The sequence below is a fragment of the Aurantiacibacter sediminis genome (assembly GCF_016019885.1).
Classification (GTDB): domain Bacteria; phylum Pseudomonadota; class Alphaproteobacteria; order Sphingomonadales; family Sphingomonadaceae; genus Alteraurantiacibacter; species Alteraurantiacibacter sediminis.
Genome location: NZ_JAEANY010000001.1, coordinates 1,051,777 through 1,065,728, shown reverse-complemented (window position 1 = coordinate 1,065,728; position 13,952 = coordinate 1,051,777). Strand labels below are relative to the sequence as shown.

Sequence of the window (13,952 nt, the reverse complement as noted above, 5' to 3'; positions counted from 1 at the left end):
GCGATCAGGTCAGCTCTGCCTGGGCCTCTTGCGGTACTGTCGCGCAGCCGCCCGAACAGCCGCCGACAGCTCTCATGGGTTCTTCACCCTGCATGGGCGTGAGGCCAAGCCGCTCGAACATCGCCGCGTCGCTATCGTCACCCGCATTGGGAGCGGTCAGCAGCTTGTCGCCGGTGAAAATCGAGTTCGCCCCGGCCATGAAGCAGAGCGCCTGCGTCGCATCGCTCATGCTCTCACGACCGGCCGAGAGGCGCACCATGCTCATCGGCATGCAGATACGCGCGACGGCAACGGTGCGGACAAATTCGATATCGTCGATCTTGGCCATCGGCGTGTCGGCTAGCATGTCACCCAGCGGCGTGCCCTTCACCGGCACCAGCGCATTCACCGGCACGCTTTCGGGATGCCGCTCCAGCGTGGCCAGCGTATGGACGAAACCGACGCGATCATCGCGGGTCTCACCCATGCCGACGATTCCTCCGGAACACACATTGATGCCCGCTTCGCGTACATTGGACAGCGTATCGAGCCGGTCCTGGTAATTGCGCGTAGTTATCACGCGGTCGTAATATTCCGGGCCGGTATCGACATTGTGATTGTAGTAATCGAGGCCCGCTTCCTTCAGCTGCTCAGCCTGTGAAGGCGAAAGCATGCCCAGCGTCATGCAGGTTTCCATGCCCATTTCGCGCACGCCTTTCACGATCTCGACGATCTTGGGCATGTCGCGCTCTTTCGGATTGCGCCATGCCGCACCCATGCAGAAGCGCTGGCTTCCCGCGTCTTTCGCCTGCGCCGCCGATTGCAGCACTTGGCGCACATCCATCAGCTTCGTCGCTTCGACACCGCTATCGGCATGCGCGCTTTGCGAGCAATAGCCGCAATCCTCAGGGCAACCGCCAGTCTTGATCGAGAGCAAAGTGCACAGCTGGACTTCATCAGCACAGTGATGCGCGCGGTGCACTTCTGCCGCCCGAAATACCAGCTCGGTAAATGGCAAACCGAACAGCGCCGCGATTTCCTCTCGCGTCCAATCATTGCGGACAGGCTGCATGAAAACTCCCTTTAAATCGACCACCGTCCCAATGGCGAAAAAGGCGGACGACGTAAAGCGCCGAGCGGCAGTGATCAGATCCTTATCTCGCGGAAGTTTGCTGCACATGCGCCCAGCATCTGGCCGACCTGCTCGACATCCGCTGCCTGCACCTGCGGTGGCAAAGGCTGCATCTTCGCTATCGGAGGGAACGCGCCATAGCCGGCGAAAAGGCAATGCCAGCTGGCGGACGAATAGGCCTGCACCGGGTAATTCTCTCGATTGGCAGCAGCGATATCGCCATGGGTGAACCATGCGGTGAGCATGGCTTTCAAGCCGTCGGACAAGTTTTGGTTCGCAGCGTTTTCCCGCCAATATTGCGTGTCGCTGCGTTGATTGAGCCGGTAATGGCCGACAATGTAGTCGCGAATGGCATCGTAGCGCTTGCCGATATTGGCATTGAAAGTGTTGCGGTGCTGCGCGGTGAAGCCGCCCACCTCATACGCTTCGGCAAACTCCAATGCGGTTGCGATGACGATATGTAGCGCGGTCGCCTCCAGCGGCTCGACAAAACCCTGCGCCAAACCCGCGGCGAGGCAATTGCCGCGCCAGCTGTCTTTCATCCGCCCGACTTTCATTTTCAGGAAACGCGGCTCGGCCTCATCTTGCTCAAGGCCCAGCGATGCGAACAATTCTGCCGCTGCGTCCTCATCCGAGATATATTTGGACGAGTAGACATAGCCATTGCCGGTGCGCGTGGTGAGAGGGATGTGCCAGCGCCACCCGGAAGTCATTGCGATGGCTCCGGTCTGCGGGCGAAAATGCGAGACTTTGCCGGTCGGTACAACAACGGCGCGATCGTTGAAGAGATTTTCGCCGAACGAGATGAAGTCGCCGTCCAAGGCGCCTTGCGCGATCATGGCGCGGAAGCCGGAGCAATCGACGAACATGTCACCGCTTACCCGTTCGCCGCCCTCGCACAGCAGAGCGGCGACATCTCCCTCTTCGCCCATTTCGATTTCGTCGACTTTCAGCGGCAGGTGAGCAACCCCTCGCGCAGTCGCCCAATCGCGCAGTAAAGCGCCGAGTTTGTACGCATCGAAATGATAACCATAGCTTGGCGCGAAAGGGAAGTTTTCGGAGGCCTGCGGTCCCTTGCCTGCTTCGGCCAGAACGCTCGCCAAGAACCAGTCATCTGGATGCGCAGGCGCTTCGAAACCGCGCCGCGCCAGCTTGCAATTGCGCGTGAAGCCGGGCTCGCTATGCAGATCAACCGGCCCCGGAAAGGGATGGAAATAGCTTTCGAAACCCGGCCGCTCGCTCCATCCGGTGAAGCGAATGCCCAGCTTGTATGTCGCATCGCAGGCGCTCATCCAGTCCGCCTCGGCAATGCCGAGGTGATCGAACATGGCTTTCAGCTGCGGGGTCGAACCCTCCCCCACCCCGATAATCCCGATATCCGGGCTTTCGACGACCGTAATCTTGCCGCCCCGCTTCGCCCAGCGATGGTGAAGCAGGCAGGCGGTAATCCACCCGGCGCTGCCTCCTCCAAGGACGACGATATGCGGGGGGCTTGGCTCGCTCACTCGCCGACGGGCGCGATTTCGATGGCGAAGCCGCCGGCGCGCGCCATTTGCACCGTCAGGCTGTCGCCGCGCGTGACCGTGTGCGTGCGCACATTCATGGCATGGCGATCATCGCCCATCCCATCGGCACCCTCACCGTCTTCCCAAATGGTAGCGACATACTGTGTGCCTTCATCGAGAAAATCGAGCGCAAAGGTCGCCTCGCGCTGCTGATCGTCGGTCACACCGCCGACAAACCAAGTCTCGCTATCGCGGACCTGGCGGGCAATCACGGCGAACTCGCCAACCGCGCCGTCGAGCAACAGGCTTTCATGCCAGTCAACGCCAACGCGCTGCACGAAGTCGAGCGCGCGCGGATAGGCGGCGATGTTTTCCGGGATGTCGGCAACCATTTGGATGGGCGAATAGATGGTGATGTAAAACGATAGCTGCCGAGCGAGCGTGCTGGGAATGTCCGGCTCCGTCGCACCGCGGCCTTCCAGCGAAAAGACACCCGGCGTGTAATCGAACGGACCCGAAAGCATGCGCGTAAAAATCAGTTCCGGCACATGACCCGGATCATTCTTTGGCACTGCCCATGCATCATATTCCGCCCCGCGCGCGCCTTCACGGCTAACCCAGTTGGGATAGGTGCGGCGAAGGCCGGTATCCTTGATCGGCTCATGCGGGTTCATCGCGATCTGGTGCTCTGCGGCCTCGCGCACGACGCGCAAATGGTGGTTCACCATTTCCTGCCCATCATGCCACACGAAGGTCTCGCCGCCCTCGCCATCGGGCGCGATCACGCCGCCCGCATCGGCGACATAGCCGCTTTTCACAGCATCGATGCCGAGGCTTTCATAGAATGCCATCGCCTCTTCAAGCTGCGCTTCATAAACGTCGATATTGCCGCCGGTTTCGTGGTGGCCGATGATGCGCACACCACGTTCGCGGGCGTAGTCCGTCACTTCCACAATGTCGAAATCGGGATAGGCTTCGGTAAAGCTGAATTCGCGACCATTGCCGAACCATGCGCCGTCCCAGCCCAGGTTCCAGCCTTCGATAAGGATGCCGCGAAAGCCATTCTCGGCAGCGAAATCGATGATCTCACGCGCACGCTCGGTGGTCGCACCGTGGCGCTCTCCCGAAGCCCAGCTATGCGTGTCGAGGTGCATTTCCCACCAGATGCCGAGATAGGTGTGCGGCTCGAACCAGCTGACATCGCCCAGAACATTGGGCTCATTCAGATTGAGAATCATCGCGCTTTCGAACAGGCCGGAAGGGCCATCGGCGATCTGGATCGTGCGCCACGGCGTATGGAATGCACCTTCGCGGATGACTTTGGGGCCGCGCGGGCTCGGTGCGAGCGTTGCGCGCAGGCGCGTGCCTTCCATCCGGCGCAGCCACATCCCCGAATAATCGACCAGCGCAGCTTCGTGGAAGGAGATATGCGTGCCGTTTTCGAGGATCATGGTGACTGGCGTATGCACCGTCGAGAGCGCGCTGATCGGCGTGCGCTCATAGAGATATTCGTAGCGGTTCCAGTCGCCTGCGGGGATCGACCACGCTTCGCCATCGCTGGCAATGCGAAACTCGGTCAGCTCATCCGCAATATTGGCGACAGGCATGCTGGCCTGCTCGGGAAACTCGATGCGAAAACCGACGCCATCATTGAACGCGCGCATGCGCACGGTCATTTCGCGGGCATTATCATCGCCTTGGCGGAATGTGACTGCCAGCTCGTTGTGATGATCGCGGATAAAGCGGCGCTCACCCCATGGCTGCTCCCAGATATCGTCATGCGAATTGGTCGTCTCGCTGACGACTGTGAAGCCGCGCCGCATCGGATCGGCATCTGTGAAGGTGAAACCAATGGTCGAAGGATCGATGATCGCTTCGCCATCAAAGCTCACCGAGTAGGTCGGCACACCCTCGCCATTGGCATCAAGTGTCGCGACGATGCGCCCGTCAGGCGAGGTCACAGTGCCCGCAAGCGCCGCTGCGGGAAGCAGCAGAGCGATCAGCGAAAGCAGGGAACGGATCAAAGTCATAATTGCATCACCAATGCTGCGAAGGGGGGGAGTGTTTCGGTTGTCGCGCCATTGATCGCGGCGATTTTCGTGCCGTTTGCCGAAGCATCATCGAGCGTGACCAAATCGGCGCCAAGATTGAAGATGGCGCGTACGGTCTCATCACCAGCTACGCGCTCAAGCGTCAGCACATGGCCGCTGACTCCGCATGCGCTTACCGCTCCGTGATGAAGGGCCGGGTGGGCCTTGCGCAGAGCGATCATCGCGCGTGTGTGGTTGAGGAGCGAGGTGTCGTCTTTGTCCTGCGCTTCCACTGCGCGGCCGATATTGTCTTCGCCAAGGGGAAGCCACGGGCTTTCGGATCCAAACCCGCCGCAGCTGCACATTTCCCATGGCATGGGAGTGCGCGCACCATCTCGGCTGAGGGTGAGCGGCCAATTGGCGATCGCTTCAGGATCGTGGAGCTGCTCAAACGGGATATCGACCTGCGTCAGGCCGAGCTCTTCGCCCTGATACAGGATGATGTTGCCGCGAAGGCAAGCAAGTAGCGCTGCTTTAAGCCGCGCAAAGTCATCGCGATTCTCCGGCTTGCACCAGCGGCTGAGCGCTCGCGGCGCGTCGTGATTTTCAAAGGCCCAACTCGGCCAGCCAATATCCGGCTGGTCCGGCCATTGCGCGAGCGCCTCACAGACGAGTTCGGGTGTGAGTGTGTCGGCATAGAGAAAGTCAAAACCATAGGCCGAATTCAGGTGATTTTCGCCCGCGGTGAAGGCTTTCATTTCGACATCGGCATCATCCCCGCCGACTTCGGCGACAGTGAAAATGCCGTCATATTTATCCGTCAACGCGCGGATGCGCTCGATGAAGGCCGGAATATCTGCGTGTGACTGATTGTTGATTTTTAACTGGAAGTCGAAAGGCCGCGTGCGCGCCTTGCCGTTCTCGGGTGCCGGCGGATTGTCTTTGAATTCCGGATCATGCATCGCGAAATTGAGCGCATCGATGCGGAAGCCATCCACCCCGCGATCAAGCCAGAAGCGCATTACATCGAGCACCGCGTCCTGAACATCGCGGTTGTGCAAATTCATCTGCGGCTGCGAATTCAGGAAGTTGTGCAGGTAATACTGGCCGCGCCGCGCATCCCATGTCCAGGCCGGGCCGCCGAAAACGCTTTGCCAGTTCGACGGCGGTGAGCCTTCAGCCTTCGCATCGGCCCAGACATACCAATCCGCCTTCTGATTATCGCGGCTGGAACGGCTTTCGACAAACCACGGATGCTCATCAGAAGTGTGCGAATAGACCTGATCGATCAGAACCTTGAGGTCCAGCTCGTGCGCACGGGCCACAAGCGCGTCGAAGTCAGCCAATTCGCCGAAAATCGGATCGACGTCACGGTAGTCCGAAACGTCATAGCCGAAATCCTTCATCGGGCTGGTGAAAAACGGGCTGATCCAGATCGCATCGACGCCTAGGCTGGCGACATGGCCGAGACGCGAAGTGATGCCCGGCAAATCGCCGATCCCGTCGCCATTGGAATCCATGAAGCTACGCGGATAGATCTGGTAGATCGCCGCGCCTTTCCACCATGGAAGGGAAGATTGCGCGCTGCTCATTCGGCGCGCTCACTGACACGGCACAGCGCCCAGCCGAAGGCCGGGATAGTGAAAGCCGCGCTGCCTGGTGCGGTCGGAGCTGCGGGGCATTCTCCTTCGATGGCTTCAAAAGCGCGCGCATCATAGGGCACCCAAACATTGGCAGAACGTTCCTCGCCGCTGGTGTTGAAGACGGCCAGCACTTCCTGTCCGCTTTCCTCATCCACACGGCTAACCGCGAAGAGGCCCGGCTCCTGCTCGTAATGGCGAACCATCTGGTGCCCACGGGTGAGCGCCGGGTGGCTGAGGCGAATGTCCGAGAAGCGCGCAATCAGCTGGTAGAGCGGATGCGTCTGGTCGAAATTCTCTTCCGCCGTGGTGGCATCGGTACCGATGAGATTGTTGTCATTATACTCGTCGACCAGGCTCGGGAACAGCGTCTCGCGCGCCATCTGGTCATTGCCATCGCCGACGAAGCCCTGCTCATCGCCGTAATAGACGGTGGGCGATCCGCGTAGGCTCATCATCATCGCATGGCCCAGCATGACGCGGCTCAAAAGCTCGTCTTGCGAGACTTCAGGCATGTCCTGCTTGATGAGGGTCGAAAACCGGCCGAGATCGTGATTGCCGAGAAATGTCGGCAGATTGAGCGCAGCTTCGGCGCCGCCTTCATACAGCACATCGCCGTCGTAGAGTCGGTTAAGAACAAAGGTGCCCTGCCCGCGCCCGAGCACCTCGCGCATGGCGGATGCAAAGGCGAAATCCAGAACGGCAGGTATTTGGTCGCGGCGCGTATATTCAGCGATATATCCGGCGGTCGGCTCCTCGGCAAAGACTTCCCCGAACATGTGGAAATTGGGAATGCCGGCTTCATCGGCGCAGCTTTCCATGGCCGGAATGAATTCATGCCAGAAGCCGGGATCGACATGCCGCGCCGTATCGATGCGGAACCCATCGACGCGGGTGGTGCTGATCCAGTCGCAGAAGATGTCGATCATCCCGGCACGAACGCGGGGATGCTCGGTGAAGAGATCGTCCAGACCCACAAAATCCCCCAGCCGCGCGCTTTCGCCGGTGAAGGTCGTGTCGCCGCGATTGTGGTAATAGATCGGATCGTTGAGCCATGCGGGGACTTTCACGTCGCGTTCGGCTTCCGGCACCACAGGCGTGTAGGCCCAGGTCGGATCGGTCAGGCGGGCGAAGTTCTCTTCGCTGCTGTCGAGCGGCCCCATGAAGCCTTGGTTGATCGGCTCCCCATCCGGCCCCCCGCGCGTAGAATAGGGAAAATCGCCTTGGCTGCGATAGGCGTAGCCGGTCTCGTCACCCTCTGCGAAGCGGATCACATCGGCAGTGTGGTTGGTGATGATATCCATATACACTTTCATGCCGCGCGCATGGGCAGCGTCCACGAAAGCAGCGAATTCCTCCGCCGTGCCGAAATGGCTGTCCGGCCGGGTGAAATCCGTGACCCAATAGCCGTGATAGCCCGCGCTCTCGTCACCCGGAGGGCCCTGTACGGGCTTGTTCTGGAAAATCGGCGCGAACCAGATGGCGGTGATGCCCAATTCCTCAAGGTAATCGAGGCGCGATGTCAGGCCTGCGAGATCCCCGCCATTAAAGAAACCGCGATGGGTCGGATCGAAGCCGTGCTCCAAGCGTCCGCCTTCAAATCCGCCGGTATCGTTAGAGGTGTCGCCATTCTCGAACCGATCCGGCAGGACGAAATAGATCACTTCCTCGCTGGGAGCGCGATCGAGATAGGCAGCATTGGTGCCGGTCTCGGCCTCTGCGGCCTCCTGAGCCGTCGCACAGGCGGGCAGAGCCGCACTGGCCATCAGGATTGCGGCGAAATGGCGAAACATCATGCTGGTACCTCCGACCGGGTTTTCCCGGTCACATAGTTTTGCAGAAAATCGATATGGCTTGGCATCGGCTTGACCTGCGCGACAAGCGCGTGCTCGGTCTGATCGAGCAACCGGCGCACATCCGCTTCGGGAACGGCATCGGCAATCGGATTATATCCTTCTGCCTCTACGCCTTGCCCCACAAGAACCTGGAACCAGCCCACTTCGGTGAACAGTTCCTCATGTTCGCGGTGAATGAAGCCCGATGCTTTCCATTGCTCCAACTTGGCCGTCAACGTGGCAGGCAATTCCATATTGCGGACGTGATCCCAAAAAGGCTGCCCCTCGCGTTCGTTCGCGGTGTAATGCAGCACGAGAAAGTCGCGGATACGCTCCCACTCGAACGTCGCCTGATCGTTGAACCAGTCCTTGGTGGCTTGCTCAGCCTTGCCGCCATGCTGCGGCAAAACCTGGAGAAAGCGGCTGATGGCGCTCTGGATCATATGAATGCTGGTCGATTCCATCGGCTCCATGAAACCAGCAGCTAGGCCGACAGCCAAACAATTGTTTTTCCAGTGCTCGCGGCGTTTGCCAGTGGTGAACTGGATGGGCCGCGGATCGGCAGTCGGCTTTCCGTCAAGATTGGCGAGGAGCGTTTCGCTCGCTTCATCGTCGGAAAGGTATTTGCTGCAATAGACAAGGCCATTGCCGATACGGTTTTGCAGGGGAATGCGCCATTGCCATCCGGCCTTTCGCGCAATCGCCTTGGTATATGGCGTGAAGTCCCCCGCCCCTTCGCAAGGCACGGCCAATGCGCGATCGCAGGGGAGAAAATTACTCCAGTCATCGAAGCCCGCTTCCAAAGCCCCATCGATCAGCAGCGCACGAAAGCCTGTGCAATCGATGAAGAAATCGCCTTCGATCAACGGGCCGCTTTCAAGCGACAGCGCGGTGATATCGCCGCTTTCGCTATCCTGCTCGACCGTGCCGATCTTCCCTTCAATCCGGCGGACACCGCGCGCCTCTGCAAAGGCACGAAGGAATTCTGCATAAAGGCCGGCATCGAAATGATAGGCGTAGGGCATTTCGCCGCCCTGCACGGTTTTGCCGCGATGCATGCGGATGGTGCGCGCCGCGAGCTCGTTCATCGAATAGCGCTGGAGTGGCTTCGCAAAGCCCGCCTTCTTGGCGCGCAGCCAATATTGCTGGAAGGGCAGCAATCCCAAAGGCCTGCCGATCGGGCCAAAGGCGTGCATGTAAGCCTCGCCTTCGCGCCGCCAGCCGTCGAATTCAATGCCGAGTTTGAAACTGCCGCGCGTCTTGCGCAGGAATTCACGCTCATCGAAACCGAGCGCACGATTGAACAGGTGAATTTGCGGGATAGTCGCTTCGCCGACACCTACAGTCCCGATGGCGTCGCTTTCGATCAGGGAAATGCTCGTACCGGGAGGAGCGAAGCGAGCTAGTGCCGCCGCAATCATCCAGCCAGCGGTGCCACCGCCGGCGATCACATATCGAGTTGAAACCTTCTCTGTCATAGCGCTGCCCCTGCCCCAAAGACGGCAACATCGCCATCTTCGTAATCATGCCTCACTTCGGAGACATGATGGAGACAAGTATGCCGGCGGAGCACTTAAGGGAGTGCAAGCACCCCGCCGGCAAGCTGTCGATCAGAAGCGGATCGTCGCACCAATCTGGAAGCGGCGACCGTATTCCTGATAATCGAGCACGAGGAGGTCATTTTCCGCATTGGCCTGCGCAACGAACGGTGCGTTGGTCAGGTTCGATCCATTGAGGAAGATTGACAGTCCATCGAGCGAACCACCTTCGAAATTGTAGCCGATCTGCGCGTCGATGATCGTTTCGGCACGTGCTTGGCGCCGCGTGGGCGAACCGCCGAAACCGGTGAAGTCGCCAAGAAATTCACTACGATAACGCGCACTTGCGCGAGCATTGAAGCCACCACGCTCGTAATAGATCGTGCCGTTGGCAACCCATTCCGAATAGCCCGGAATGACATCTTCATTGCCTTCGAAGTTCTCGATCTTGGTTTCGGTATAGCCGACACCGCCGGTTACGCCGAAGCCGTCCAGCGCGCTGGTAAAGACATCGAACGGCAGGGTGATCGAAAGTTCACCACCGTAGAAGTCACCGCCGCCGGTGTTCACTTCGGAATCGAGCGTACCAATCAGGGTCGCCGGCTCCTGTCCTGCAGGAAGCGGGAAGCCGGTGTAATCGAACACGGTGCGCGAACCATCGATGTAGCTGACGATGTCCTTGTAGAACAGCTGCAGCGCAACCACACCAGATCCGCCAGCGAAGTAACGCTCGACGTTGAAGTCGACGGCATTGGCGCGATACGGACGAAGGCGCGGGTTACCGCCACCACCGCTGATGAACGGCGCGAGGCCGGTCGGGCTGTCCTGCACATTGTTGTTGATGCCGTAGCCGATGGCAGCCCGCATCGCATCGAGGCGCGCACGCTGGATCTGGCGAGAAGCGGCAAGACGGAATACCCAGTCACTATCGAGACGCAGCGAGAGGTTAGCGCTCGGCAAGACATCCCAATAGGTGTCACCCAGCGAAACATCGACCTGCTCACCATTGGCGAAGGCAGTGCCCGTCGAGTTCTGGTCCGTGTAGACCATTTGCACACCGACATTACCGGTCAGTACGCCCGCGCCAAGATCCTGCTCGACATCGGCCTGGACGTAGGCACGCAGCAACTCTTCCGAGATGTCATAGGCTTTGGCAGGGATGTCGTTCGACAGGTTGGGCGTAAGGATCAGCGTGCCTGACTCGATAATGTCGCGCGCGTCATAACTGACGATCGGGCCGAGGCCGAGATAGCTCAGATCGGTGGATTCCAGCAGGAACTCGCTGGGGATCGGAACTTCCGTGGCACCATTTGCGGGCTGGATGAAGAATTCGTCCGGCGTCAGGCTCTTGGTGCGATCGGTGTAGGAAAGGCCGAAGCGTAGCGAAGACAGGAAGCCGGTCACGAAGTCATGCGAAATGCCGACCTGGTACTGGAACAGCTCGTCTTCGATAATGCGGTTGTTGAAGTAACCGGCCTGTACGCGTCCGCCATTATTCGGATCGCCACCCCAGCCAAGCGGGTCAGTGAGCACGATCTGGTTGGGATCGGAGTAGTCCAGCGTCGGCGAGAAGAAGGTGCCGTCAGTGTCGGAGACAAAACCGATCGTGTCGGTCGCGCCATTGAGGCGGTCATAACCGGTGCCCGAATAGCTCTCGAGGCTCAGTTCATTGCGATCGGTGCGCGAATATCCGAAGTCGGCGAAAAGACCCCAACCGTCATTGCCTTCCCAAGAGAGGTTGATGCCTCCCGAATACAGGTCCGCTTCGCGCTGGAAGATGTCGTTACGAATGACGCCTTCGACATTCTCAAAAGTGCCTGACTGCGCAAACTCGCCATCCGGTGAGCTGATCGTGGTGGCAGTGGCCGGATCGAAAGTGGTTCCGAAGAAGCCACCGAATGCCAGCGGAAGCTCGATACCGCGCTTGATGCTCTCATCGTCGAAGTTCGAATAGAAACCATCGACCGTCAGCATCAATTCCGGCGTCAATTCGGCTTGGAAGGTGCCGTTGAAACCGATACGCTCAAGACTGGTCGATGTGACGAAGCTTTTGTTGCCGCCAATGACGAGCGGATCGCCGGCATTGCCACTGCCTGCATAACCCCAAGCGTTGAATTCCTGCAGCTGATACGGCTCATTGGTGTAGGCGACTGCGAGAGCAACGCCGATCGTGTCGTCAGCGAACTGATCGACGAAAGTGGCGTTGGCGCGGTAGCCGATATCGTCCGAACCGGCGTTCAGCGCGCCGATATCAGCGTAAGAACCGCGCACACCCACAGCGAGGATCTGCTCATTCACTTCCAAGGGGCGAATGGTGCGGATGTCGATCGTGCCGACCAGGCCCTGGCCGACAAGGCTGGCCGACGGCGTTTTGTAGACGACGACCTGGTTGACGATTTCCGAAGGGTACTGGTCGAATTCGACAGCGCGGCTGTCGCTTGTCGAGGTCTGCTCACGGCCGTTCAGGGTCGTCTGGGAGAAGTCGGGGCCAAGGCCACGAATAGAAATCACATTGGCGCGGCCATTGAGACGCTGCGACGTAACGCCGGGGAGACGTGCGATCGACTCACCGATCGAGGCATCGGGCAGACGGCCGATATCTTCAGCGGTAACCGACTCGACGATCAGGTCGTTTTCGCGCTTTTCGCCAACAGCCGTGTCGAGAGCGGCGCGGAAGCCGGTGACGATGATCGCATCCTCATCTTCTTCTTCCTGCTCTTCAACCTGAGCTTCTTGATTCTGTGTATCTTGCGCTGCGGCGACGCCCGGAAGCGTGAATGCGGCAATGGCAAAGGCGGTGGTGCTGGCACCAGCGCGAAGGGTGTTACGGATCTTCATATATTCCCCCGGAAAATGGCCGGGAGATTTGGGAATCCCGCCCGGCAGTCCTGCTCCAAAAAAAACTCACGCATGTTGGGTCTTTCGCCCAATCTCGTGTTTTGTGATTTACGGTTGGTTCGAGCCAATAAGATAGACAGCATACGTATACGCAATCCTATGCATAGAATGCGCTGTTGCAGAAATGCTGCATGTGAATCTCTGAGATTCAGAGACTTAGATGATCGGCCGCGTTATGATGGCAAGTCATGGAACCGTCATACAAGTCTCGGTTTTTCGCGATTTCGGATCAAATTTTCACCTGACCTGTCGGCCTCCATCTCGTTTGCAATTGTTGCACGCCCGGCCTACCGTCCAACTGTCGGTGTCTAGGGAGTGGCACCGCGGGAGAGATCATGGGACGCGCCCCGACTGGTCGGCCGACCAGTTTCGACATTGCCTATCTTGCCGGGGTATCGCAGCCGACCGTCAGCCGCGCCTTGCGCGGGGACAAGTCCGTTAGCGAGAAAACGCGCGCACGGATCAAGGAAATCGCCCGCGATCTGAATTACACGGTCGACAAGAATGCCTCTTCACTCCGCTCCCAACGATCCAATACCATCGCCCTGCTTTTCTTCGAGGATCCCACTCCCGATGAAAGCATGATCAACCCCTTCTTCCTTGCCATGCTGGGATCGATCACTCGCGCCTGCGCCAATCGCGGGCTCGACCTGCTGATTTCCTTCCAGCGCATGGAAGACGATTGGCACATGCAATATCAAGACAGCCACCGCGCGGATGGCCTAATCCTGCTCGGCTATGGCGACTTCACGCTCTACAAGCAGCGGCTCGACCAGCTCGAGCAGCAAGGCACGCATTTCGCGCGCTGGGGCTCTGTATCAAGCGACCTCAACGGAACAACTGTTGGCTCGGACAATTTCGGTGCCGGGCAAATGGCGGGCGAACATCTGCTTTCTAAAGGACGGCGCAAGATCGCCTTTCTCGGCCACGCGGACGAACACTATCCCGAATTCGAAAGCCGCTATCAGGGCCTCTACGCCGCTCTCGTCAAGGCCGGGATTGAGCCGGACACTGGCCTGCAATTCGATGCGATTACCACCGAAGAAGCGGGCTATGGCGCTGCGAAAGATCTCCTGAAGTCAGCAAAGGATTTCGATGCGATCTTTGCGGCAAGCGACCTGATCGCGATCGGCGCAATGCGCGCACTTGCGGAAGTAGGCCGCAAAGTGCCGGACGACGTGTCCGTTATCGGCTTCGACGATATCCCCTCCGCCAGCCTTACCAATCCGCCGCTCACTACGATCATGCAGGATATCAAAGGTGCGGGCGAACGTCTGATCGCCACATTGCTTGCCGACGTGGAGGGCAAGGAGAAGCCCGACAATCGCCTGCCTGCCCGCCTGATCAAGCGTGGCAGCACCGGCGACTAAGCCGCGCTTCACATTCGTATACGTA

The 13,952-nt window shown here is 59.2% G+C and carries 8 protein-coding genes; 1 reads left to right on the top strand and 7 read right to left on the bottom strand.

The features are described 5' to 3' along the window. Positions 1 to 4: 4 nt before the first annotated feature. From bioB to I5L03_RS05340, 7 genes are all read right to left on the bottom strand, one after another. Positions 5 to 1,051: a biotin synthase BioB gene (gene bioB / locus I5L03_RS05370; protein WP_197920639.1), complete on the bottom strand. Its 1,047-nt coding sequence runs from the start codon at positions 1,049 to 1,051 to the stop codon at positions 5 to 7. A gap of 74 nt (positions 1,052 to 1,125) precedes the next feature. Continuing rightward, positions 1,126 to 2,616, bottom strand: a complete 1,491-nt coding sequence (locus I5L03_RS05365; RefSeq protein WP_197920638.1) for a tryptophan halogenase family protein — start codon at positions 2,614 to 2,616, stop codon at positions 1,126 to 1,128. Beyond that, complete coding sequence (locus I5L03_RS05360; RefSeq protein ID WP_197920637.1) at positions 2,613 to 4,646, bottom strand: glycoside hydrolase family 97 protein; 2,034 nt, start codon at positions 4,644 to 4,646, stop codon at positions 2,613 to 2,615. The genes I5L03_RS05365 and I5L03_RS05360 overlap by 4 nt, the downstream gene beginning before the upstream one ends. Further along, positions 4,643 to 6,238 (bottom strand): alpha-amylase family glycosyl hydrolase, encoded by a 1,596-nt coding sequence (locus I5L03_RS05355; RefSeq protein ID WP_197920636.1) that lies wholly within the window; start codon positions 6,236 to 6,238, stop codon positions 4,643 to 4,645. Before I5L03_RS05355 ends, I5L03_RS05360 begins: the two co-directional genes overlap by 4 nt. After that, positions 6,235 to 8,079 (bottom strand): alpha-amylase family glycosyl hydrolase, encoded by a 1,845-nt coding sequence (locus I5L03_RS05350; protein ID WP_407647602.1) that lies wholly within the window; start codon positions 8,077 to 8,079, stop codon positions 6,235 to 6,237. The genes I5L03_RS05355 and I5L03_RS05350 overlap by 4 nt, the downstream gene beginning before the upstream one ends. Continuing rightward, positions 8,079 to 9,599 carry a tryptophan halogenase family protein gene (locus I5L03_RS05345; RefSeq protein ID WP_197920635.1) on the bottom strand — a complete coding sequence of 507 codons (1,521 nt, stop codon included), beginning with the start codon at positions 9,597 to 9,599 and terminating at the stop codon, positions 8,079 to 8,081. The genes I5L03_RS05350 and I5L03_RS05345 overlap by 1 nt, the downstream gene beginning before the upstream one ends. 132 nt (positions 9,600 to 9,731) lie before the next feature. Further along, positions 9,732 to 12,497, bottom strand: a complete 2,766-nt coding sequence (locus I5L03_RS05340) for a TonB-dependent receptor (protein WP_197920634.1) — start codon at positions 12,495 to 12,497, stop codon at positions 9,732 to 9,734. Positions 12,498 to 12,892: 395 nt separating this feature from the next. Between I5L03_RS05340 and I5L03_RS05335 the strand changes: the two genes are divergently transcribed. Beyond that, positions 12,893 to 13,927, top strand: a complete 1,035-nt coding sequence (locus I5L03_RS05335) for a LacI family DNA-binding transcriptional regulator (protein WP_197920633.1) — start codon at positions 12,893 to 12,895, stop codon at positions 13,925 to 13,927. Positions 13,928 to 13,952 lie beyond the last annotated feature (25 nt).